Genomic DNA, 24469 nt, shown 5'->3' on the forward strand with positions numbered 1-24469 from the left:
ATGTTGACGGATGATCCACAGAAAAGGGAAATTAATAATAAACGCCATTTCTCCTTTCGCCTGAACTTATTTTTCTTTATTGTCTTCGGTTTGTTCAGCGTATTGATTATTCAATTGGCTATTTTGCAGTTTGTTGAAGGACCGACGCTTAGTGCGGCGGGCAGCAAGAAAAGCACACGCAATGTGAAAATCGCGCCGATTCGCGGCAATATTTATGACTCGGAAGGGAAAGCCATTGCGTATTCGACTTCGACGCAGTCGCTTTATTTCAGCATTCCGCCGAATTATAAAACGGCAGAGCTTAAGAAGCTTGCTACTGAGGAAGCGACCAGGCTCGTAGAGGTGTTTGATAAATACGGAGATTCAGAATTGAAAATGACAGTGGAAGATGTCATTATGCAGATGGATTTAGGGTTTAGGCTCAATACGATTTCAACGCCGAGACGGATTAAAACGGGGCTGACGAATGATGAAATTGCTTATTTTCTCGGCAATAAAAGCAGCTTTGTCGGTCTAGATATTATGGAGGAAAGCGTACGTCACTATAGTCAGGATACGACTGCGGTTCAACTGGTCGGTTACTTGAAAAAATATAAAGGTGTAAGAGAAAACTTGGATTTTTATGGGGAAAAAGCTCAGGAAAAAGACCCTCAGCTCCAATACTTGGAGGATGAAGAGGTTGGGTTTGACGGGCTTGAGTTATTGTACCAGGATATATTGCGTGGCAAAAATGGGCTGAAGAGCTATCCGGTCAACAACCAGGAGGTTATCGTTGGTCCTGTACAAATAACGAATCCGGAAAAAGGCGATGACCTTTACCTGACGATTAATCGGGGCGTGCAGCAAACTACAGAGCAGGCCATTATGGATCAGATTAAGAAAATCAGTACTTCATCATTATCTGCTGAACGTGCGCCTTATGCGAAAATCGGCTTTGCAGTAGCGATGGAAGTGGAGACAGGCAAAGTAGTCGCAATGGCTAGCATGCCGGACTATGATCCGAACATTTGGGCTGGAGGCAGCATTAGCCAGAAGGATTATGACAATATTGAAAATGTAGTAAACAATGGAACGATTACGGAGGTATATCCTAAATACGATTCGGACGAGGAACGCAAAAGCCATCCTTCTTCCCTCGTTCCACCTGGATCGACGCTCAAGCCGCTTTCCGTTTTGATTGGCTTAAACGAAGGTTTGTTTAGTACAGATTCGATTTACAACGATACAGGCTTGTTTACATTTGGTAAAGCAGGTCATGAGGTTCCAATCCGAAATGCTGGCGGTCACGTCTATGGGGCGCTTGATCCGGCAAGAGCGATTGAGAAATCATCCAACCCTTTTATGGCTTCAATGGTCGGCAGCAGGCTGAACCAAAAATATCCCGGTGTCGAAGGGATTGATGTATGGGATAAATACATGAAGCAATTCGGCTTAGGCGTTTCTACAGAAAGCGGACTTCGCATGGAGAAAAAAGGCAGCGTCGATTACTATCACGAATTTGAGACAGCAAGTGCGCAATCCGCACTTATTCGTGCCTCATTCGGTCAACAGGCTCGTTATACCGCCTTGCAATTGGTACAATATGTTTCAATGCTGGCTAATCATGGAAAGCGCATGAAGCCTCAATTCGTGAATGAAATCAAGGATTCCTCGGGCAATGTTGTGCAGGCTTTTGAGCCAGTGGTGCTTAATACAGTAGACCTTCCTGATGCGTATTGGAAAGAAATCGAGACAGGCATGGGGAAAGTTGGCGTGCAAGGCTTCGATGGTGTAAGCTACACCTTTAATCGTAAAACAGGGACGGCACAATCGTCCGTTAAAGGCAGAACCGCGGATAACGGTGTGTTTATCGCGTATGCTCCTGCTAACAATCCTAAGCTCGCGGTTGCAGTCATTATGCCGGACGGTGGTTTTGGCGGCTGGGCGGCAGCGCCGGTTGCCCGTAAAATTTTTGATGCCTATGATTATGAAGTTGGTCTGAACGGCACTCCTGGAAAGGCAAAGGATGTCGCGGCTTCGACCGAGACAGATGCTGCCGGAACGGAAACAACGGTGCAATAATCGAGATTAATAGCTTATTTTAAAAGACTTTTTCAACAGCGCTGCTGGGGAAAAGGTCTTTTTTTAAAAAAAAATGTTGCACTAGAGAAACTTTTTTGTATAATATAAACAAAGAGGCGCTTAGCTAACTTACATTCGCATAGGCAAAATAAAATCAAATCAATTAAAACAATTAGATGGATAGGAGATTGAAAGCATGAAGAAGCAGCGTAAAATGAATTCGGCATTAAAGAGGTTAATTATGACGTTAATGTTTTTGGCTTTATCGGCAGTTGTACTGGCAGGGTGCGCAAGCGGCGGTGGCAGCGAGACGGCAAGTGGAGATGGGAAATTAAAAATCACGGCGACGACCGGAATGATCGCTAATGTGGCGGCAGAGGTTGGAGGAGACGACGTAGTTGTAACAGGACTTATGGGGTCAGGCATTGACCCGCATTTATACAAAGCATCCCAAGGCGATGTGAAGAAGCTGGATGAAGCGGATATTATTTTTTATAACGGCTTGCACTTGGAGGGGAAAATGGGAGAGATGTTCGAGAAGCTGGAGAAGCAAAAGCCAACGGTTGCGGTATCCTCGCAAATTCCAGAGTCGGAGCTGCATGGCAATCCAAGCGGCGATTCGACATCGCATGATCCGCATATCTGGTTTAATGTAAAGCTGTGGATGTCTGCAACCGAGGTTATGCGCGATACGCTAGTGGAGAAGGACCCAGCGAACGAGGCGGCCTACAAGGAACGGGCGGAGGCTTACCTGGCGAAGCTTGAGGAGCTTGACCAATATGCCCGTGAGCAAATCGCAACGATTCCTGAAAAGGGAAGAATTCTCGTAACGGCGCATGACGCCTTCGGATATTTCGGCGCAGCTTATGGCCTAGAGGTCACAGGCCTACAGGGAATGAATACGATGTCTGAGTATGGGTCGAAAGATGTGAGCGAGCTGAGGGATTTTCTCGTTGAGAAACAAATCAAAGCGGTCTTCATCGAATCCAGCGTTCCGCGCAAATCCATCGATTCCGTTATCGAGGGTGCTCGTCAATTGGGACATGAAGTGACGATTGGCGGCGAATTGTTCTCCGACGCCATGGGCGATCCGGGAACGGAAGAAGGTACTTATATCGGTATGGTCAAACATAACGTAGATACAATTGTAAATGCACTCAAATAACAAGACGCAGTGAGAGGCGATGGCTACTATGAAAAATCATTTGAAAACGGCAGCTCCTTTGACCATTGAAGGCTTAAGCGTAGCTTACCAGAAAAAACCGGTGCTGCGCGGCGTATCTTTCTCCATAGAGGAAGGAGAGCTGATTGGCGTAATCGGGCCGAACGGAGCGGGCAAGTCCACGCTCATGAAAGCGGCGCTCGGCCTCATTCCTCGCCTCAGCGGGGAAGTACTGATCTATGGCAAGCCGTACCGCCAGCAGCGTAGGCTGATCGGATATGTGCCGCAGCGCGAGTCGGTCGATTGGGATTTCCCGACGAATGCGCTGGATGTGGTCATGATGGGCCGTTACGGCCATCTGGGCCTGTTCGGCCGCCCTGGAGTGAAGGAGCGCAGGCTTGCGATGGAATGTTTGGCGAAGGTCGGCATGGCGGATTTCGCCACAAGGCAAATCAGCCAGCTGTCCGGCGGCCAGCAGCAGCGGGTATTTCTGGCGCGGGCGCTTGTGCAGGACGCCAAGCTGTATTTCATGGATGAGCCATTTGCAGGCGTCGATGCTGCAACCGAGAAAGCGATTATTACTTTGCTCCAAGAGCTGAAACGGCAGGGCAAGACCGTTATCGTCGTTCATCATGATTTGGCGACGGTCGAGGAATATTTTGACTCCGTGCTGCTGCTTAATGTAGAGCTTCAGGCATACGGCAAAACCGAGCAAGTATTTACACAGCAAATGCTCCAGCAAACCTATGGCGGGCGGCTTGCCTTTCTTGAGCGTGGCGGAAATGCCCGGCTTGCTGTCACGAAAGGGTGAGGCTGAGATGGAAACGTTGTGGAGACTGATTCAAGATCCGAATATGCAGTGGATTTTTCTAAGCTGTACGCTGCTTGGCTTAAGCAGTGGCGTCATCGGCTGCTTCTCTTATTTGCGCAAGCAAAGCTTGATGGGCGATACGCTTGCCCATGCGGCACTGCCCGGCATTTGTATTGCTTTTATGCTGACAGGCACAAAATCACTGCTGTTTTTTCTGCTTGGAGCAGGGGCAGCTGGCCTTGTCGCGACGTTCGGCATCGGCTGGATTACGCGAAATTCGCGGATTAAGCATGATGCGGCAATGGGGATTGTGCTATCCAGCTTTTTCGGCTTCGGTATCGTATTATTAACGATTATTCAGCATGGCGAATATGGCAATCAATCAGGACTGGATAAGTTTTTATTTGGTCAGGCGGCCGCGATGGTTGGCTCCGATGTACTTACGATGTCGATTGTGAGCTTATCGCTCATCGCGGTCTGTACGTTATTTTTCAAGCAATTCAAGCTTGTATCATTCGATCCCGGCTTTGCGCGCGGACTTGGCTATCCGGTTGCTTTAATCGAGCAATTGCTTATGTTTTTGATGGTCGTGGCTGTAGTAGTGGGCATTCAAGCGGTCGGTGTTGTGCTAGTGGCCGCGCTGATTATTACACCGGCGGTGTCGGCTCGTTATTGGACGGATAAGCTTGGCTTCATGGTTGTCATCTCTGGCGTGTTCGGCGCTTTAAGCGGCGGAATCGGCACGATTATTAGCTCGCTTGGCTCGAATTTGCCAACGGGCCCGCTGACGGTGCTTGCGGCAACGGCATTATTTCTTATTTCGATTTTGTTTGGCCCTCGTAGAGGATTGCTCGCGAAACGGATGCTGCGGCTCAAGGTTGCACGGAGCATCCATGAGGAGCAGGGACATAAGGAGCGGCAGCTAGAAGGGGGAGCGACGCTATGAGCGATTTTTGGATACTGCTAACGGGCTCGCTTGTCGCCAGCTGCTGCGGCATATTGGGGGCTTTTCTCGTTTTGCGAAAAATGGCGATGATCGGCGATGCGATTAGCCACTCGGTTATGCCGGGTATCGTTATTGCTTTTCTGATCAGCGGCTCACGGGATTCGCTCGTCATGATGCTGGCTGCTATGGCCTGCGGCTTGCTCGCTGTGTTCCTTATTCAGCTGTTTCAGCAAAGCGGCATTCAATCGGATGCTTCCATTGGTGTTGTATTTACCGCGATGTTTGCTACCGGGGTGCTGCTGGTGAGCTTGTATGCCCGCCAGGTGCATCTCGATCAGGATGCGATTTTATATGGTGAAATTGCCTATGTGCATTGGAATACGTGGACGCTGAACGGCGTCAGTATGGGGCCGATAGCAGTATGGCTGCTTGGCATTACGTTAACGGTCATTTTAGTCGTCATTGGGCTGTTCTATAAGCAGTTCAAATTATGCGCCTTTGATCCTGCGCTTGCGGCAGCTTGCGGCATTCCCGTTGCCTTGTTCCATTATTTATTGATGGGACTCGTGTCGATGGCGACGGTCAGCTCCTTCGAGAGCGTAGGGGCTATCCTCGTTGTCGGGCTGCTGGTTATTCCTGCTGCGACCGCTTATTTATTAACGGAACGGCTGAGCGTCATGATCGCCATGAGCGCAGGTGTGGGCATTGCCAGCACGTTCATTGGATATGGCGTGGCGACTGTGCTCGATGCCTCGATTGCAGGCTGTATCGTTAGTGCTGCCGGTGTGCTGTTCATCTTGGCACTGCTGTTCTCGCCTAGCCACGGCGTCATTTGGAAAAAATGGCGTTTGCGCCGATTAGCACAGTAGTACGCGATATGCGAACTTTTCTGAAGCTGCGTTTAAAAACGCAGCGGGGATGAAGGTCAACCGGAATTTTGCGGTTGGCCTTTATTTTTTTGAAGTGGAGCAGGATCGTTTGGCTTACGCTTAAAATATGATAAAATGGCTGTATTGCATCAAGATATGATGTTATGCAGCAAATGCAGGAGGTAACGATGGCAGATTATAAATTAGTAGCACTCGATATGGATGGGACGCTGCTGAATGAACTGAGTGAAATTAGCGATGAAAATGCTTTGTGGATTAGAAAGGCGCTTGATGCGGGTATAACGGTCAGCTTCTCGACGGGACGCGGCTTCCGCAGCGCCTTGCCGTTTGCTGAGCAATTACAGCTTGAAACGCCGATGATTACGGTAAATGGTGGAGAGATCTGGAAGAAGCCGCATGTGCTGCACCGCAGAGCGCTGCTTGATCCAGATTATGTGCAAAGGCTGCATAAAATTGCCCAAAAGCACGCAGGCACCTGGTTTTGGGCGTACAGCACGAAGGACATTTATAATTTGGAAAAATGGATTACGCCAGCGGATGATTATGAAGCTCATCATTGGCTCAAATTCGGTTACTACACCGAAGATGATGTCGTGCTTAAGAAGATTTACGAGGAAGTCAGCGAGTGGGATGCGCTTGAAATTACGAACTCCTCCACGAGCAACTGGGAGATGAATCCGAAAGGCATTACGAAAGCAAGCGCGCTGAGCGAGCTTTGTGAAGTTATGGGCATCGAAATGTCACAGGTCGTTGCGGTTGGCGACAGCTTGAACGACATCGCAGCTATTCGCGATGCTGGTCTTGGCGTGGCAATGGGCAATGCCCAAGATGCAGTTAAGGAAGCAGCTGACGTCATTACGTTGTCGAATAATGAGCATGGCGTTGCCGAAATTATTAAGAAATACGTATTGAAGGGATGAAAACAGCTTGGACATCTTAGGCTGGTCGCTCGTTATTATTTTATTTATTGTCGGCATGGCGGGTACGGTTTATCCGATTTTGCCGGGGGCGCTTGCCATTTACGCCGCTTTTTTTGCGTACGGGCTGTGCATTACGTTTGAGCCGTTCGGCTGGGTCTTTTGGACGCTGCAGACGCTCATCGTCGTTGCCTTGTTCGTAGCGGATTATGCGGTCAGCGCCTGGGGCGTCAAGCGATATGGCGGCTCCAAAGCCTCTATAATCGGCAGCACCATCGGCCTTATTTTGGGACCATTCGTTATTCCAGCATTCGGTCTAATTATCGGTCCGTTCGTGGGCGCGGTTATCGGCGAGCTGTTCGTCGTTCAGGAATGGAAGCATGTAACGAAGGTCGGCATCGGCTCGCTGGTCGGGCTGCTGTCGAGCGTTGTGGTGAAGGTTATTTTGCAATCCATCATGATTGTGCTCTTTATTGTTTGGCTGGTTGTTTAAAGGGCGATTGATGAAAATAGTGCTGCGCTGCGTAAAAGATTTGGTTTTCGATCGCTGTTGCCCCAGAAATTTTGAATATATCCGCTCAGCGGTATAATTTCTGGGGCAAAGGCGAACGCTCCGCTTCTCAAATCCAAACCTTTTACTCCGCTCCGCCCTTTTCATCAACAACCTTCACTCAAAACAGCTCGGACAATCCGTCGCTGTTTTAAGGGGAAAATCAAAAACTTTAAAAGATCGTACAAAAGACAAAACCATAAACTATTAAGATAAACATGTCCAACAACGTTTTGAAATCGTTTTATTATAATTGGGGGAGCTGACAATCAATGATTAAGGTGACGGTCTGGAATGAGTTTTTGCATGAGAAGGTGCACGAAGAGGTGCAGCGCATTTATCCGGATGGGATACATAATGCTCTGGCAACCGGCATCGCCACCGATTCATTTGAAATCGCTACGGCTACACTCGATCAGCCAGAACACGGGCTGACCGAAGAACGCCTGAACAACACAGATGTCCTGATCTGGTGGGGACATATGGGCCATGATCAAGTCGATGATGCGATTGTTGAACGTGTGCATGGGCGGGTCATGCAAGGCATGGGGCTCATTGTTTTGCATTCCGGCCATTTTTCGAAAATTTTCAAAAAATTGATGGGCACTACCTGTGATCTGAAATGGCGCGAAGCAGGCGAGAAAGAACGTATCTGGACCGTGAGTCCAGCCCATCCGATTGCCGCTGGATTGCCTGAGTACATTACCATCGAGCATGAGGAAATGTACGGCGAGCATTTCGATATTCCCGCACCGGATGAGCTCATCTTCTTGAGCTGGTTCGAGGGCGGCGAGGTGTTCCGCAGCGGCTGCACCTTCTATCGCGGCCAAGGAAAGATTTTTTACTTCCGTCCCGGTCATGAAACGCATCCGACATATTACAATGAACAAGTGCTCCAAGTGATCAAAAATGCGGTTCATTGGGCGAAGCCCTCAAACGCCGGTGTACCATTCCGTGGCAATCACCAGCCGCTTGAACCGATCGTGAAACCATAATCCTGCATTCGAAAGAAAGAGAGACATACCCGCTATGAAGAAAGATTCACTTATTAAAGGAACGCTGATTTTAGCCATGGCTGCGCTGGTTGCCCGTATGCTCGGTATTTTCCAGCGTGTGCCGCTGGAGCATATGCTGAGCAAAGAAGGCTTGGCGAGCTTTACCGTCTCCAACAATTTATATTTAACTTTACTTATTGTAGCAACAGGCGGTATCCCAAGTGCCATTAGCAAAATGGTATCCGAGCGTTACGCGCTCGGCCGCCAGCAGGAAGCGCAGCGCATTTATAAGGCGGCGCTTTTGTTCGGTTTGGTAACAGGACTCATCTTGTCTACGTTGTTGTATGTTTTTGCAGAGCAGCTGGCCGTTTCTCAAGATTTGCCTGATGCGGTATTTGCTATTCGGGCGATAGCGCCAACGCTGCTCCTATTTCCTCTAATCGCCATGATGCGCGGTTATTTTCAAGGCCGCCAGCTGATGATGGCGGGCGGGCTCTCGCAAATTATGGAGCAAATTATGCGCGTTGTGGTCGGCGTCGGCCTGGCGATTCTCGTACTCGCCTGGGGCTGGGGAGATCAGCTGGCAGCAGCAGCAGCGTCCTTCGGCAACTTTTTTGGAGCGATAGGTGCTATTCTGGTCATGGTGTGGTACGCAGTCAAGCTGCGCCGGACCGACAAGCTGGAAATGGATACATGGCCAGCGGAGAGCGAAGCTGCAAAAACGATCGCTTTACAAAAAGCGGAAGCGTCCCGTATTCCTTTTCGCGCCATTTACCGGGAAATATTTTCAATTTCAATCCCGATTGTCGTTACCGCTATAACGGTACAACTCATTTATATGGTTGATAATTACCTGCTCATGAAATTGAGAGCGGGAGTTTACAGCTATGATCAGGCAATCGAGATATTGGCGGATTTTGGGGGAAAAGCGCAATCCATTGCCGGCATTCCACCGATTTTGGCGATAGCGCTAAGCACTTCGATTATTCCGGTTATATCTTCTGCCTTTTCCGTGCGAAATATGTCAGAGGTGAATCGCCAAACGTCGCTCGTTATGCGTATTGTGCTGTTTACCGGCATTCCAGCAGCGCTGACGCTTGCGGTTCTGGCCTATTCAGTTACAGGGCTGCTGTTCACAGGACCGCAAGGCAGCGGCATTGTGGCGGCATTGACAGCGGGTACGATCTTCCAGGCGACGATGATGATTAGCAACTCGGTATTGTCGGGGCTTGGCAGGCCGCGGTTAGCGATGTATAACACCTTAATTGGCATTGGACTCAAGCTGGTGGCCAGCTTCGTATTGGCTCCGATATTCGGTATTTACGGGCTTATTGCTGCATCAACGCTTTGTTTTATTTTTATTACTTGGTTTAATTTGCAATCGATTCGCACCTATGTGCAATTCAACGTGCTCGGTCGCCGCTGGATGCCTTATATCGCTGCCGTACTCCTTTCCATGGCAGCAGGCTGGGGAGTGGACAAAGGACTCAGATGGCTGTTAGAAGGCTCTGAGCTGCCGGCTAGGCTGGCCTATCTGATTTCTCTCATTGTGGCGGGCGTCGTAATTGGCGGTTTGTATTTGGGTCTGCTTATCTTGCTGCGCGTCGTGACAGCGGAAGATGTGAAAACATTCCCAGGACCGCTTCGCAAGCTGTTTGCCAAGCTGTTCAGGCTGACTGGCCGCGCTGCGGTGTAAAACGTAAGTTTCCATACATTTACATGGGTCCTAGGCTCCTGTACAATGAAGAGGAATTTATTCATTTTTATTTTGTTGGCGAGAGGGGTCACGTACATTGAAAAAGCTGGGGAGCATAAAAAAAGGGGGCGCCCTGCTGCTGGCATTGGTGCTTGTGTTTGTCGCAGGCTGTCAGGCTATTAGCGGTGTCGATCTAAATAAGGCGATTACGAACTCGCTTAAGGTTACTTCTTATGAGGGCGAGCAGACGTTGTCTCTGCAATTGAATTTGAGCGAGGAAGACCTTGAATACATGGACGAAGATGAATTGGCGATTATGAAATTGATCAACAGCGCAAAGCTTGAGCTTACAAACATCAAGGTACAGGACGACACACATGTATCTTACAGCGGTAAGCTTCTGCTGGCTGACACGATTTCCATTGGCTTTTCACTCAAAATGTCCGATACAACGGCGGTCGTAGAAATTGAAGGGGCGAAGCAGCCCTTTGCTCTGGATATGAGTGAAGCCGGCTTGCCTTCGTTAATGGGCGTTTCCGGCGCGATTGGACAGTCCGTAACGGGTGGTCCGGCAGACGCTTCGCTCGTAGAGCTGGGCAAAGAAGTGATCGATGCCATAAGCGGCTATTTTATTAATAATTTGCCTAATCCCGATCAAATTTCTGTAAATGCGGTGCAGGAATCGATTAATGGCCAATCGGTATCCTTGATGAAAGTTCATACGGAGCTGGATGGTCCGGCTATTTGGACTTGGATTAAAAAATATGTCGATGTTCTCGTAAACGATCGTGCGGGACTGGACAATATGGTTAAAGGCTTCGTTGAAGTGCTTTCCAGTCATCCAGAAGTATGGGAAGCGATCGGAGAAGTAAATCCTTTTGACCAACCGGTTGTGCTTGATGGCCCTACACAAGAGGATACGATTAAAGAAATGGCAGACAGCCTTGCAGAAGAGCTTGCATACTTGCAGGAGGAGCTGCAAGCGTTGGAGGAAGAGGAGGACGGCTATTTCCTGGAATCTTTCTTCAACAAGAATACATCGCTCAAGACAGATGTTTATGTGGACAGCAAGCTGGACATTCGCAAGCAAGTAGTCGAGGCAACCATTACGCTTGGCGATACCGAGCCTGAGACGCAAATGAGCATCGTCATTCGCTCCGAAAGCCAAAAATGGAATGTGAACGAAGCGGTGAAGGCGGAAGCTCCAGTCGTGAGCGAAAATGCCATTAATTTGGATGATATGTACGACCTGAACGGCTATGAAACACTGCAATGGTTTGATAAAAGCTCATATGCTTATGATCTGCTCAAAAATACGTTCCATGTAGGTGTCCAGACGGCTACATTATATACACAGGATTATGGCAATCCGCCGATCATAACCCCTACGAATATTACGCTTGTGCCTTTGCGCGATGTGGCGGAGCAGCTTGGAGCTACGATTTCTTACAACAAGAAGACGAAGCAGCTGACGCTATTTGACAAGGCGACTGATACGACGATTACAGTGAAAAATGGCAGCGATACCGCCATTGTGAATGGCAAGTCGGTGAAATGGTCGTATCCGGCAACTACGGTAAGAGGTGCGGTTTATGTTCCTGCCCGCAACCTTGCAAAGTCGCTTGGCGCATCTTTGAAATGGGAATCTTATTATGATACAGAGAAATATTTAGTCATTGAACGTGAAGTTGGATAAGAAGGAGGAAGGAACAAATGATTAAATTAACGACTGATGCTTCCTTTCGGGAAGCTGTACAGGCCGATGAATTGACGGTTATCGTATTCAAAACAACTTGGTGCAAAGACTGCCATTACATTGAGCCGTTTATGCCGGAGCTTGAACAGCAATATGCGGGCAAAGCTGTTTTTTATGAAATCGACCGCGATGATTTGCCGGATCTGTCCTCCGAGCTGAACATTCTCGGCATTCCAAGCTTCCTTGCTTTTCGCAAAGGCCAGGAAGTTGTGCGGTTCGTCAATAAGCTTCGGAAGTCGCGTGAGGAGATCGAACAGTTTGTCGATCGCGCCTTGCAAGTAAGCGATGCTTTGGCGGAAAACCAATAAGCACAATTTGCAAAGTCCGTGCGGCGCCGTCGCACGGATTTTTTTATGGTCACAGAAGCATCATAATTAGAGCTTTGATGGACAAGTGTCACATTTTCAACATGGCTTTTGGCATATTTTATGGCTATAATGAGTGGTAATTCAAACGAAAAAAGGTGATTGTACGAATGGTTTCAAGCCGTTTTCGCAAATTTTCAGTTGCAACATCTGTAGGCATGCTTATCATACTGCTGAACGGTGCACTGGTGACGAACATGGAGGCTGGCAGAGGCTGTGGAGATGACTGGCCCTTATGCCATGGGAAATTTATACCTGCTTATACATTAGAATCGCTTATCGAATACACGCACAGGCTTACAACGGGTATTGAAGGAATTTTGGTCGTGGGCATGTTTATTGCATCGTTTCTTTTGTTTAAACGCGACAAAATCGCCTTCAAGCAGCCGCTCGTTTTCGCAAGCAGCTCCTTGTTTTTCACCATCCTGCAAGCTTTGATGGGCGCTGCTGCTGTCAAATGGCCGCAATCGCCGTGGGTAATGGCCATTCATTTTGGCATATCGCTTATGGCATTCGCCTCGACGCTGCTGCTCGTCTTTTGGGCATATCGCAATCGTGATGGACAAGCAGTGGAGTTTTCTGTGCCAAGATCGTTTTTTCCACGGCTCTTGGGGCTAGCGGTATACATTTACGTAGTTATTTATTTAGGCGCTTATATTCGTCATACGGATTCCGGTGGCGGCTGTCTGGACTGGCCGCTTTGCAACGGGAAAGTCATTCCTGATTTTGAAGGTGCCGAGACGATCGTATTCATCCATCGGATAGGTGCAGTTATATTGTCTCTTGCAATTGCTGGCGTATTCGTGCACATTCGCAGGAAAAGCGGAGCAAATAAGGGACTTGCACCAATGGCTAAGCTTGCGCTCATTCTCGTGCTGACGCAAGTGTTAAGCGGGGCTCTGCTCACATTGACGATTACAAATTCAAACTGGTTTGTTTTTACAAATTTATTGCATAATCTCATTGTTAGTGCACTATTCGGCGTTATAATGGATATGTTGGTGCGTTCTTGGAGGCTGCGGGAAGGCGCTAGATAGCCAGGGGAAGGGACGGAGGCACACGATGTTGCGATTTCTGTTTGACGAGCCAGAGCGGGCATTAGAGGGACGACACGGTGAGACGGTGCGTTTAATGGAGCAGTTTATATCGCAGCTTCAGGGCAAGGTAGAGGCGGGCAAGGATGTGGATCATAAGCTTCGGACGTATGAGATATGGACGCGCGGTTTGATTTCTTCCTTGAATGAGCTGGAGCAAAGCCATTATGCAACCATTCGCTTCAAGCAGAAAATCAAATCCAGCTCAGTCAGCCAAATGCAATCTGATGAGTACCTTATGTATCAGCGTTATGTTTATTTTGACAAAAATGCTTTCATTCGCGTATTTGCTTTGCTCGATAAAATAGGCATTTTGCTCAACGATTTGCTCGCCATGAAGACAGAGCGGATTAAACCGCATTTTTCCTATTTTACGGTGCTGCGGAATATGCGGGATCGCGGTGTCCATCGGACGCTGACAGGTGGACTTGATGAGGTCAAAGGCTTAACGCAGGAGCCAATGGCCCGCCTGAGGAAACGGCGCAATGCCGAAATCCATTATATGAATTCTGAAATGCTCGATGATCTTGTTCAAAGCCATAAAGGCTATGGACTCGAAGTAAAGCTTGAAAACATCATGGCGCAGTCACAGGACCTGGCGGCTGGAGTAGCAATGGTGACCGACACATTATATCTTACGTTCCAGTACGCTTGCGGTTATATACGAAAAAGATAGTCGATTCGTAATCGCAAGGAGGAAGCACAATTGGAGTTGAACGGGAAAACGGCGCTTGTCACAGGAAGCGCCAAAGGGCTTGGCAAAAGAACCGCATTGCAGCTTGCGCAGCAGGGAAGTCATATCGTCATTAATTATTTTAAGAGCGAACAGGAAGCCCAGCAAACGAAAAAAGAGATCGAACAACTCGGCGTAAGCGCTACCATTGTGCAGGCGGATCTTTCAACGCCGGAAGGCGCGACGAAGCTGGCCGATGAAGCGGCAAGCTGGAGAGGCGGCATTGATATTTTGGTCAACAATGCGGGACCGTTTGTTAGGGAGCGGCGGCTGTTTGCCGATTATGATTTTGCCGCTATATCGGACATGCTTAACAGCAATTTGCTCAGCGTTATGCTGCTCGATCATAAGCTGCTTTCAGGCATGCGCAGCCGTGGCTGGGGAAGGATCATTCATTTCGGCTTTGGACACGCGGGTGAAGCACGGTCATGGCCCCACCGAGCAGTATATGCGGCAGCCAAAACCGGACTCGTCTCCTTTACGAAATCGCTTGCCGTTGAAGAAGCTGCTCATGGCATTACCGTCAACATGATTGGGCCTGGCGATATTCGCGGAGCGAACAAGGAACGGACGATTGCAGAGGTCGAAGGCCAGGAGGATGAGGAATCGCCGCTTGGCAGACCCGGAACAGGGGAAGATGTTGCACGGGTGATCACCTTTCTATGCGAACGGCGGTCGGATTTTTTAACGGGGAATATTATTAATGTGACGGGCGGATTTGATCCGATTCGACCTAATATTAAAGGACTGTGAATAAAATAGATGCAAGTGCTTGCCCGCAGCTGAATAGAACATGAATAGTACATGCAAAGAACGAAAGCCCGGTTGTCCTCTGAGGACACCGGGCTTTCGCTATAGCTTTGCTTTAGTGTACGCTTAGAATACTTGAACGACTTCGACTACGCCCTCAACCTCTTCAAGCAGTGCGCGCTCAATACCAGCTTTCAGCGTGATGGTGGAGCTTGGGCAGCTGCCGCATGCACCCATCAGGCGAAGCTTAATGATGCCGTCCTCAACGTCTACGAGCTCAACGTCTCCTCCATCGCGCTGCAGGAACGGACGCAATTTATCCAGTACGTCCAATACTTCATCGTACATTGTGCTTTGTGCTTGTTCACTCATTGCAATCATCTCCTTTCTGTCTTATTATAGTACAAAGTCGTGCAATTGAAAATGGATACCTACAGCAAGGTAAGGTGTAAAGCTTATGTTTAAGACAATGATTGAATATTGTACAAGCAATGCCCACCATGGAACCGTGGACATTATGCAGAAATTTGAGCAAGAAGATCTCTACGAAATTACAGAATATGGCTGTCTCGGCAACTGCGGCGAATGCTACTTAAAGCCGTTTGCCCTCGTCGAGGGGGAAATTGTCGCCGCCGATACCATTGATGAATTATATGGCAAAATTCATGAAGCTATTATTCGCCAAGAGACCGATCGTGACGCACTAGACAAGCTGCTGGACGATCTTTAACCGAAGTGCCGCTTGGACCGCCATAAAATGCCGCTTTTTACGAGGCGTGGTACACGGCCCATAAGCGGTGTGCCGCCCATAATGCCGAAGCCGCTCTTTTTGCCGAGCGAACCGAGAACGCCCTTGAGCTTGATTTTGCCAAGCCGGGGCGTTTTGTCATGCCAAATGGCCTGCATCACTTCAGCAATTTGTTTGCCTTGCGCGCCAGCCGCCTGTCCGCTTGGGGAGAAGGGCAGTGCAGCACAATCTCCGACAATGAATACGCCGCTGTGGGAAGGAAGCTGATGATGCTCATCAATAATTAGCCGTCCTTGATTATCCTTCGGCAAATCCAGACGCTGTACGATCGGCACCGGCTGTATGCCTGCCGTCCATACCGTTACATCGCTCAGCAGCGGCTTGCTGGAATTATGATCGTGCAGGACGCCCTGCTCAAGCTTGGAAAGGGAAACATTGCCGAGCATTTCCACTTCATGGCCTTTAAACCATTCCGCGACGAACAATTGCAGCTTGCCTGGAAAAGCGGACATGACGCCTGCACCGCGGTCAATAATGCGAATGTTCAAATCGGGACGGCTCTCGCGCAGCTCGGCAGCTACTTCAACGCCGCTGAGTCCGCCGCCTACGATTGACACCTGTCCATAAGGCTTGACGTCATTAAGCTGCTGATACGTTTTGCGTGCCGCAGAAAACGTTTGAATGCTCGTAGAGAACGTCTCTGCTCCTTCAATGCCATGGTATTTGTCCGTACAGCCAAGGCCAATGACGAGCCAATCGTAAGAGATCGGGTCTTGCTGCTCCAGATAGACCAGCTTATTTTCAAGATCAAGATTGTCAACTTCGCCATATACGGTACTGACTCGCGAGTCCACCGGGAACTTGACGCGCAGCTCAAGGTCGGACACGGTACCGGCAGCTAGAGCATAATATTCTGTCTTCAGGCCTTGAAACGGCATGCGGTCAATAAGAACGATAGACACATCCAGTGGAATATGCTTCTCGATCAGTTCTTCAACAATGGCGAGGCCGCCGTAGCCGCCTCCTAAAATAACTAATTTTCTCATTTACGCCTCAACCCCGCATTATTATTAATCTGATCAGTCATGGATGCTGCAAGGGTGTGCATGTAAACCGGAAGCCAGTCCTGCGCTATGCATACACGCCTTAATATATGTGATTGGTCAGATGATTACTCATAAACCTTAACTTCGTTGTAGAAGGTATCGCGTTCAACCGGAACGCGTCCTGCACCTTTAATCAGCCAAATCAAATCCTCACGAGTAATGCCTTCTGGCGTAAGTGCGCCTGCGGCGTGGCTAATGCGCTCCTTCACAATTGTACCGTGAGCATCGGAAGCGCCCATCGTCAGTGCGACTTGCGTCAGCTGTGTGCCAATATTTATAAAATAAGCTTTGATATGCTGGAAGTTATCGAGCATGAGACGGCTAATCGCGATCGTCTTTAAATCCTCGAAAGCGGAGTTGCGGCGTCTAATGCCCGCTTTAGGATTTATCGGCTGCATGGACAAAGGAATGAATACCAAGAAGCCATTTGTTTCATCCTGCAGCTCGCGGATTTGAATCATATGCCTTACGCGGTCCTCTTTGCTCTCAATGGAGCCGTACAGCATCGTTGTATGTGTTTTTAACCCTAGGTTGTGCGCCGTGCGGTGAACATCAAGATACTGCGACACGTCGGCTTTCGTTACGCGCATTTTTTTGCGGTATTGGTCAGATAAAATTTCGGCACCGCCGCCTGTCAGGGATTTCAGTCCTGCATTCATCAATTCCTGCAGCACTTCTTTATACGTCAAGCCGCTAATCCGCGAGAAAAAATCAATTTCCGCCGCTGTATAAGCTTTCAGCGTGACATCTGGATATTTCTTATGCAAAGCTTTTAGAGAATCGACATAATATTGAAAAGGCACATGCTGGTTATGACCGCCAACAATGTGGAATTCGCGTACGCCCGGGTGAATATGCTGCTCGACGTATTCAATCATTTGCTCCCCAGTCAGCGTGTAGGAGCCAGGCTCGCCTTCATCTTTGCGGAAGTTGCAAAATGCGCAATGCGCTTCACATACATTCGTGAAATAAAGGCTCATATTTTCAATAAAATAAACCTTATTGCCATTTTTGCGCAAATTCGCTTCGTTCGCGAGTTGGCCAATCGTCAGCAAATCGTCTGACTCATAGAGAAATACGCCATCCTCCAGCGTCAGCCGTTGCCCATTTCGAACTTTGTCAATAATTTCCTGCATGCGCTTCTGTTCTGTAGGTACCGCGATAAACATATCGGCATCCTCCTTCATTTTTTCCAAGTGGTATTGCTATTAAAAAGACATAAAGGCCGGCGAATGCGATCGTCAGCCACAATCGGGTCAACCTCAGATAAGGACATCACTGTCGGTACTGATTGGGCTAATTGTGAAAAAAATAACTTGCTGATCCGATTTTGTTAAAAATATAAGACTGGTATAAGTGATTCGTTTATGTCAGGCTTATATTTCTACGCGCAACGAAGCTTTACTGGTTAAGTATAGCATCAGTCGTTTACGCTTGAGATGACATTATTATAAACCTCTATTGTTGCAGCGGCAACTATTAAGTCATAGCTTTGCCATATATGAAAGCGGGCAAAGGACTCTTGAGCTGTTTCGTGAAGAGGAGTATACTAGACGTATAAGCATGCATTAGAATCGTATTTTGCAGGGAGGTAATGAATGATGATTACAATCAGTGAATCGGCAACTGATAAAATAAAAGAAATGCTGGAATCGGAGGGAACTCCGGAAATGTTCCTGCGCATCGGTGTGAAGGAAGGCGGCTGCAGCGGCTTTTCCTACAGCATGGGTTTTGATGATGAACAGTCCGCGGACGATCAGGAAATGGATATGACGGGTCTGAGAGTCGTCGTTGACCAAAGCAGCCTGCGCTATCTGAACGGCCTGGAGATCGATTGGAAGGAATCTGCTATGGGCGGAGGGTTTACGATCGAAAATCCGAATGCGAGCGCTACATGCGGCTGTGGAAGCAGCTTCCGCACAGCGACCGACGCGGGCAAGCCTGCTGAAGCTGGCGAGTGCTAAACCATTTTTTAAATCATGAATGAAATAAAGCTTCATTAATAATGAAGTAAGCCATCTTATAGGCGATAAACAGGGAGCAGCTAATCGGCTGCTCTTTTTTATAGAAAATTTCCTTCTCCTTGTGACAATAACTGTATGCGCAGCCGATAACATATATAAGAGGCGAAATAAAACTTTTGTAAGATGGGGACGAGGTTATGGAGCAGGAAAAAACGACGGAAGCGTTAATTCGCAATACGCGAATTGGCAACGTTTATCAGGTGAAGCAGGCCATTCATCAAAGCGAGCTTTCCATTGTCTATAAAGCGCGGCAGACGGAGACGGGCGAGCTGAAGCTCATTAAAGAGTTTTTCCCCCAGCAGCTGGCGAGGCGAAAGGCGGATCATATAACGGTAGGCTGCGGTCCGGCCTTTGCCGAGAAATTTCGCGAGCTGCTTTGCGTCTTTGCGCAGGAAGCGATTATTTTGAAGAAGCTGAGCCATCCGCAAATAGTAGGCTACACGGATTATATAGAAGCAAATGGCACGGCGTATTTAGTTACGGAGTTTTGCCGCGGCCTCACGCTGGAGCATTATTTGCAGCAGGAGGACGTCACCCGAGCGCAGCCAGAGCTGCTGTCGATTGCTGGTGGAGTAGTAGGCGCGCTGAAATATGTGCATGATCAGGGCATCATTCACCGCGATGTAAAGCCGGGCAATATTATGATTGACGAAGGTGGCGGGGTGAAGCTGATTGATTTTGGCTCGGCGATTCCTTATGGGCATCCTGGAAAGCAGCTTATTTTTACTTCAAGCGGCTATTCGCCATTGGAGTTTTATTCGGAAACGTCGCGGCAGGAGCCGGTATCCGATATATATAGTTTAGCGGCTACGCTTTATTATATTTTTGCAGGGAAAGCGCCGCTGGATGTCAGGCAGCGCCTGTTCGAGGATAACCTTGCTGCGGTAAGATCGTATAACCATCGCCGCATTAGCGCTCCCTTCGATAAGCTGATCCACTGGGGACTTGCGATGTCGCCGGAAAAAAGATGCCGCTCTCTCGGCTGGTTCGCCATGGCACTCCGCTGGGAAAGCCTGTTAACAGCTGGCAAGAAGCGGGACAGGCAGCTTTAGCGGGCAAAAATAGCATCGTTTCTTCTATTATAATTAGCAAAGCAGCAGCATGAAAAAGCGTCTACGACAACGAATTGTCTTAGGCGCTTTTTCATTTGGAACTTGTTATATAAGCTTCATTATAAAAATCAATTGGTAAATCCTCATTCTCTAGCTCAATCCGGCCTTGTAAAAATATTCGTATTCGCCTTAATCGGCTTGTAGCGCAGCTCAATCTCCGTAATGCCGTCCTCGAACGTAATATACAGCTTGTCGCCATATTGCAGCGGCTCTTTGCGGTCTTTGCGCAGCGCGGTTTTGCCGCGTACGAGCGTGCAGCGTGACGTATGCTTCACGAACAACGTTCCTTTTTTCCCTGCATAAAAGGTAATTGCTGCTGCTTCAGGCAGCGGCTCATTAATATCAAGCGAATGGAACAGCTGCTGCAGCGTAATGGAATGCTGCGGGAATGAAGTCAACGGCCAATACGTCACCGGAATTTCATTGCCGCTCGCGGTGTTCAGGAAGAAGCCTTCCAGTCTGCCGGCAAAAGGCGGCTTCGGACGCAAGACGAAATAAAGCACCGTTCCAATAATCGCGAGTATCAGCACACTAACTGCAATTTGAAGGTACAGCGTCCAGACGGACGTAACTTCCACTTTAATCGTCCGCGTCAGCGTTCCGCCTTCCGTATCTGCCGCTTCAATAACCAAGTCGGACGTTCCGGTTTTGAGCGGCTCCAGCTGCAAAATGCCATCGGCTGTAATAGCAGCATCATAGCGGTTAGAAGCAGCAGTAGACGCAAGCTTGAAGGTTAAGGGATCATTGTTCGGATCCGTGAACAATGTGCTTAGCGCAATGTCAGAGCCGCCATCTTCCTTGCTGAGCTTGATGCGGCCATCGCCTGCTTCCACAGGAGGCAAATTAGTAACGGTTAACGGACCGCCCGGCATAACGCGGTAAAAATCCGGCCCTTCCATTCGCACGCGCCAGCTGTAATTGCCCGAGATCGGAAAGCTATAGCCAGCCTCCAGCTTATCCTCTGTCAAAGTCATCGGAATTTCCTCTGATTTTTTCGTATCTTTGTTAGTAATCGTAAGCACCGCTTTGACCGTTGCATAAAAATCGGCATCTGCCAGCGGCGAGCCGTCTGGATGGAATAGCTGTGTTTCGAACGGTGTAGGCTGGCCCTTCACAATATCTTTATCAGAAGACAGCTTTGCCTCACCATTCAGCTCATAGTTGGCCAAAACATAAATTTTAACCAAGTCGCCCGAGACTCCGCGGAATTTCAAGTTAAAGGTGCCTTTGAGCGGCGACGTAATTTTCAAAATCGTATATTTGCTCGAATTGTACATCCGAATATTGCTCGATTGATAAAAGAGCTGCGTCTCATTAATCGGTTTCTCCGAAATGAGAATAATGTTGGCCTCGCTCATGCTCCCGTTCGCTATCGTGACCGGAACCTCCTGCAAGCTGCCTTTCGCTGTTAGAGCGGCAACGGGGAGCAAAATCGACTGCACCTGATCGGCATAAATTTGGTTGAAAATTTCCGGCAAATCCTCGGCGCTGCTCGTCATAAACGATTTGCCGCCCGTTTCTTTCGCAATGCGGGCAAGCTCCGCTTTATTGACCGTGCCGTCATGATTAAGCCCAATCGTATAAATCGGGAAGCCATTTTTTTTCGCAAGATTGATTGCTGCGGTTACATCCTCCCCTGAATCCTGCACCGTGCGATTGCTGGAGTAGATGCCAAGATCTGTAGCCCCGTCTGACAAAAGCACAACATAGGCTTGGCTGTCTTCCTTGCGCTGCTCGGCGAGCATATTCGTCCCCTTGAGCAGGCCAAGTCCGATATCGGTATAGCCTTTGCGCTTCAGCGACTCGATCGAGCTTTTCAAACGGGTGCGCTTCTCCTTGACCGACATATCCGTCAGCGGCTGGCTGTCCACAATCGAATGGTTGTAGGCGACGTATCCGATGCGTGTACGCTCGGCCTCGCTCATATCCATCAGCATATGGATAACTTCCGCAGACGTATTGCCAGGATCGGTTTCCGTCATCGAGTAGCTTGTATCAAGAACAAACATCGCATCAAATTGGTTGGCAGGTGGAGCAGCTTCCGCGGCGGCGGAAGGTGGGAGGGAAACAGAGAGACTTAGCAATAAGCTGCCTATGCATAAAAATAACAAAGAACGTATAAATGGTTTTTTTATCATAATTGTATGTATAATCCCTTTCTTTCTAGTTATTTATGGGTTGAATAATTGATCGAATATGGAAGAACAGGGCGGCGCGGAGGCGCTTATAGGGCGGGCGGCTTATGGGAAAAACGAAGTGATTTACATTGTTTGGGCATTACCCTAAGAATGTTATCGGAATCCATCTAAAAATTAGTAATAGATTTCGAAAAATAGAGACTTTAGTTCTATTTATTATTGTAAATAAGTATAAAAGTCCTAAATTGTATTTATTGACAAACAAGGATTGGAGTGTTTAGTATTATTGGTGTAAAGTCTAACTTTGTAATAATTTGTATGAAGATCGAGCCTATTGCAGGAAGGAGGGGCGCTATTTTTGCTGAAAAAGGTAGAATCTTCACCGATTTTGCTAGAAATACAAGCATTTGCTTGTTTCAGCCTAAACTTAAGCGCCATGCCTAATGGACATTATTAATCAGACGAACCGAACTATTCTTTTTGAGGAAATTAATCCCGAAAAACTGGACTTGATAACGCTGGTAGGCGACGTGAAAGGCATTGATAGCCTAAGCGACGACAAGGTAAGGGAACTGAATACGAACCTGCTCGTTCGCAGCTTCGATGAGTTTCTGGACAAGTTCTCGCCTAGCGTCTATTCCTTTTTCAACGCAGCGAACCAGAAGGTCGTTTATTCCTTGAAGAAGCCGGAGGGGCTTGCCGAGGATCAAATTTCAGAAATCAAGATCGACCAGCACAACGATTTTCTGAAAATGCTGTTTACGCTCATTGATGCGAAGCGCAGCCAAGGCATCTCCAACGTAGATTTCAAATTCGAGCATTTGCTCGACATGATTTCCCCGAAGAAGGTAATGGACGATATTCGCCAAGTGCGTAAAGAAATCCATTACTTGTACAGCCAGTACGAGAAGCTCGACGATGGCGATCCGAAGCAGCTGGATATGGGCGACAAGCTCAATGTGCTCTTCGAGGAAGCAAGCAAGAACTATAACAATGTTATGGCGATGCTTCCACTCGCAATCGAGGATATTAAGACGCGGCTGCTCCTTGGCGGCTCGCAGGAAGAAAATGCAAGCGAAGCGGTGCAAATCGGTTTGCTTACGATCGGCGAAAGCGGCGAGCTGAAGATCATTGAAGCACCGAAAAGCGACAGCCAGGAGCTGATGCTGCTTGATGAGAGCAGCGGCAGCGCACTCTCCGAAGTGTTCGCGGATGATTACGGTTCGGTGACGGATTCGCCGTCGGCCTATGTAAAGGATTTGGTTGTGCGTACGTTCTCGCCGCTGCCAGCTGTTCAAGCAGATGTGGATACAGCGACAGAAGTGAGAAACTACAACACGTACCTGGAATTTTACAAAACGGCGAAGGATGATTTCGTCAAAACGGTTAAGCCGCTTGTGGAGAAAATTTTGGGCGTGAAAATGTTTTTCGACCAATACACAAGCAAAAACAAAGGTATGGCGCCGTCCCTGCTTATTACGAACAATAAGCTCGACATGACGGTGAAAAGCAGCAGCATTACAAGGCTGGAAACGTACCTGAACACCGTGAATGCGAAAAATGATTTTTCCGATACGATTTGGTTCGGCATCGTGCCTTCCGTCGAGCTGGAAACAGCCGGAAAAGTAAAAGTATCGCGTGAGCGCTTCAAAGGCAACGAGCAAGTAGTGAAGCAGGACGGCAACAGCATGGAGTCGTTATCTTCCTTGCTTCAAGTGTTGGGTGAATATAAAATTCAAGTCTTTTTCAGCTTTGAGACAGGCGAAGAGACGACCTTCAGCAACATTGCCACTGCGGGCATCGACAAGTATTTGGACAAATGCAGCGTGCTGACCCGCAAATCCTACAGCGAATTCGCTATTCCTACCGTACCGAACTTCACCATTATTCCGAAGGACAAGTCAGGCGTTGTCATTGACAGCCGCATGCTGCAAACCGAATATGGCGTCCAACTGTCGCAGGAGAAGGAAGACATTTTGCGCCTGTGGATTGAGGGCGTTTATGTAGGCGCAGCTTATGTTGCCGCCGGCCTTGTTTCCGCTTATCAGTGTCCGGAATATTTGCGCGACCAATACAAAACGGTCAGCCGCGAATATCCAGGCGTCCGCTTCGACATTGAAGCAGGCGACAATGCGCTTCGCGTTCCGACGACGATGGCGAAGGAAATTTCCGGCTTCACCAACAATATCAAGGATGCGATTAATCGCAAAAACTTCGGCTTTATTTTCTCCTCGGAGAACGCGCAGCTGCAAGCGAAGGACATCAGACGCATTACGGTATACAAAGCGAGAAGCCTTGCCACCTCGGAGGACGGATTCGACTCCATCTATAAGACGCTTGTCAGTACTTATGTTGAGCGTATTCTCCGCTTCCAGACGGGCGACTTCAAGCATGAAAATATCGTGAAGTTCTTCAGCAACAATCCAAGCAGCCAAAAAAGCAAATGGCTTGGTTCGCGCGGCTATACGAACTCGATTATTCACGATGGCGATGATATGAGCTTCATCATTGATGAGAAGAGCAATCTTTGCCACATTGATCTTGTGTTCAACGGCAATGTGAAGAACCTTGAAGTGATGATTACAAAAGGAACAACGCCAGTTAAGGCGTAACGA

At 48.4% G+C, this 24469-nt stretch carries 22 protein-coding genes; 18 read left to right on the top strand and 4 right to left on the bottom strand.

The features are described from left to right. From AC50X8_RS11920 to AC50X8_RS11985, 14 genes are all read left to right on the top strand, one after another. Positions 1 to 2061, top strand: coding sequence for a peptidoglycan D,D-transpeptidase FtsI family protein (locus tag AC50X8_RS11920; protein WP_494859647.1), 2061 nt, complete (start codon positions 1 to 3; stop codon positions 2059 to 2061). Between the two features lie 196 nt (positions 2062 to 2257). Beyond that, a complete protein-coding gene (locus tag AC50X8_RS11925; RefSeq protein ID WP_046228565.1) occupies positions 2258 to 3226 on the top strand; it encodes a metal ABC transporter solute-binding protein, Zn/Mn family in 969 nt (322 codons plus the stop codon). 28 nt (positions 3227 to 3254) lie between these two features. Beyond that, a complete protein-coding gene (locus tag AC50X8_RS11930; RefSeq protein ID WP_056039250.1) occupies positions 3255 to 4034 on the top strand; it encodes a metal ABC transporter ATP-binding protein in 780 nt (259 codons plus the stop codon). Positions 4035 to 4041: 7 nt separating this feature from the next. Further along, the gene (locus AC50X8_RS11935) at positions 4042 to 4980 is read left to right on the top strand and encodes a metal ABC transporter permease (protein WP_056039253.1); all 939 of its coding nucleotides are present in this window, start codon (positions 4042 to 4044) and stop codon (positions 4978 to 4980) included. Next, complete coding sequence (locus AC50X8_RS11940) at positions 4977 to 5849, top strand: metal ABC transporter permease (RefSeq protein WP_046228568.1); 873 nt, start codon at positions 4977 to 4979, stop codon at positions 5847 to 5849. The genes AC50X8_RS11935 and AC50X8_RS11940 overlap by 4 nt, the downstream gene beginning before the upstream one ends. A gap of 188 nt (positions 5850 to 6037) precedes the next feature. Continuing rightward, complete coding sequence (locus AC50X8_RS11945; protein ID WP_056039255.1) at positions 6038 to 6790, top strand: Cof-type HAD-IIB family hydrolase; 753 nt, start codon at positions 6038 to 6040, stop codon at positions 6788 to 6790. 7 nt (positions 6791 to 6797) lie between these two features. Then, on the top strand, positions 6798 to 7280 hold the full coding sequence (locus AC50X8_RS11950) for a DUF456 domain-containing protein (RefSeq protein WP_056039258.1): 483 nt from the start codon (positions 6798 to 6800) through the stop codon (positions 7278 to 7280). A 329-nt stretch (positions 7281 to 7609) separates the two neighbouring features. Further along, positions 7610 to 8332: a ThuA domain-containing protein gene (locus tag AC50X8_RS11955; protein ID WP_494879909.1), complete on the top strand. Its 723-nt coding sequence runs from the start codon at positions 7610 to 7612 to the stop codon at positions 8330 to 8332. A gap of 34 nt (positions 8333 to 8366) precedes the next feature. After that, positions 8367 to 10028: a putative polysaccharide biosynthesis protein gene (locus AC50X8_RS11960; protein ID WP_494859657.1), complete on the top strand. Its 1662-nt coding sequence runs from the start codon at positions 8367 to 8369 to the stop codon at positions 10026 to 10028. Positions 10029 to 10125: 97 nt separating this feature from the next. Next, positions 10126 to 11724, top strand: a complete 1599-nt coding sequence (locus tag AC50X8_RS11965) for a copper amine oxidase N-terminal domain-containing protein (RefSeq protein ID WP_494859659.1) — start codon at positions 10126 to 10128, stop codon at positions 11722 to 11724. Between the two features lie 17 nt (positions 11725 to 11741). Further along, on the top strand, positions 11742 to 12092 hold the full coding sequence (locus tag AC50X8_RS11970) for a thioredoxin family protein (RefSeq protein ID WP_494859661.1): 351 nt from the start codon (positions 11742 to 11744) through the stop codon (positions 12090 to 12092). Between the two features lie 167 nt (positions 12093 to 12259). After that, positions 12260 to 13186 (top strand): COX15/CtaA family protein, encoded by a 927-nt coding sequence (locus AC50X8_RS11975; RefSeq protein WP_056039274.1) that lies wholly within the window; start codon positions 12260 to 12262, stop codon positions 13184 to 13186. Positions 13187 to 13211: 25 nt separating this feature from the next. Continuing rightward, positions 13212 to 13919, top strand: coding sequence for a Cthe_2314 family HEPN domain-containing protein (locus tag AC50X8_RS11980; RefSeq protein ID WP_056039277.1), 708 nt, complete (start codon positions 13212 to 13214; stop codon positions 13917 to 13919). A 36-nt stretch (positions 13920 to 13955) separates the two neighbouring features. Next, on the top strand, positions 13956 to 14729 hold the full coding sequence (locus AC50X8_RS11985) for an SDR family oxidoreductase (RefSeq protein WP_494859748.1): 774 nt from the start codon (positions 13956 to 13958) through the stop codon (positions 14727 to 14729). Between the two features lie 123 nt (positions 14730 to 14852). Here the strand turns inward: AC50X8_RS11985 and AC50X8_RS11990 are convergent, their stop codons facing one another. Next, a complete protein-coding gene (locus AC50X8_RS11990) occupies positions 14853 to 15098 on the bottom strand; it encodes a NifU family protein (RefSeq protein ID WP_046228577.1) in 246 nt (81 codons plus the stop codon). Positions 15099 to 15183: 85 nt separating this feature from the next. Here AC50X8_RS11990 and AC50X8_RS11995 point away from each other — a divergent pair, with 85 nt between their 5' ends. Beyond that, positions 15184 to 15456: a YuzB family protein gene (locus AC50X8_RS11995; protein ID WP_056039283.1), complete on the top strand. Its 273-nt coding sequence runs from the start codon at positions 15184 to 15186 to the stop codon at positions 15454 to 15456. Here AC50X8_RS11995 and AC50X8_RS12000 read toward each other — a convergent pair. Further along, entirely contained in the window at positions 15453 to 16520 is a 1068-nt protein-coding gene (locus tag AC50X8_RS12000; protein ID WP_056039286.1) for an NAD(P)/FAD-dependent oxidoreductase, read from the bottom strand. The two genes, AC50X8_RS11995 and AC50X8_RS12000, sit on opposite strands and share 4 nt — an antisense overlap. A 125-nt stretch (positions 16521 to 16645) precedes the next feature. Continuing rightward, positions 16646 to 17749: an aminofutalosine synthase MqnE gene (gene mqnE, locus AC50X8_RS12005; protein WP_494859665.1), complete on the bottom strand. Its 1104-nt coding sequence runs from the start codon at positions 17747 to 17749 to the stop codon at positions 16646 to 16648. Between the two features lie 432 nt (positions 17750 to 18181). Between mqnE and AC50X8_RS12010 the strand changes: the two genes are divergently transcribed. Both AC50X8_RS12010 and AC50X8_RS12015 read left to right on the top strand, forming a co-directional pair. Further along, positions 18182 to 18544 (top strand): HesB/IscA family protein, encoded by a 363-nt coding sequence (locus AC50X8_RS12010; protein WP_056039292.1) that lies wholly within the window; start codon positions 18182 to 18184, stop codon positions 18542 to 18544. A gap of 197 nt (positions 18545 to 18741) precedes the next feature. Next, positions 18742 to 19656, top strand: coding sequence for a serine/threonine protein kinase (locus tag AC50X8_RS12015; protein WP_494879911.1), 915 nt, complete (start codon positions 18742 to 18744; stop codon positions 19654 to 19656). Positions 19657 to 19811: 155 nt separating this feature from the next. On the opposite strand, the gene AC50X8_RS12020 is transcribed toward AC50X8_RS12015, so the two are convergent. Then, a complete protein-coding gene (locus AC50X8_RS12020; protein WP_494879913.1) occupies positions 19812 to 21725 on the bottom strand; it encodes a vWA domain-containing protein in 1914 nt (637 codons plus the stop codon). Positions 21726 to 22297: 572 nt separating this feature from the next. Here AC50X8_RS12020 and AC50X8_RS12025 point away from each other — a divergent pair. After that, positions 22298 to 24466: a transcriptional regulator gene (locus tag AC50X8_RS12025; protein WP_494879915.1), complete on the top strand. Its 2169-nt coding sequence runs from the start codon at positions 22298 to 22300 to the stop codon at positions 24464 to 24466. Positions 24467 to 24469: the final 3 nt, after the last annotated feature.

The sequence above is a fragment of the Paenibacillus sp. JT22N15 genome (genome assembly GCF_059383755.1).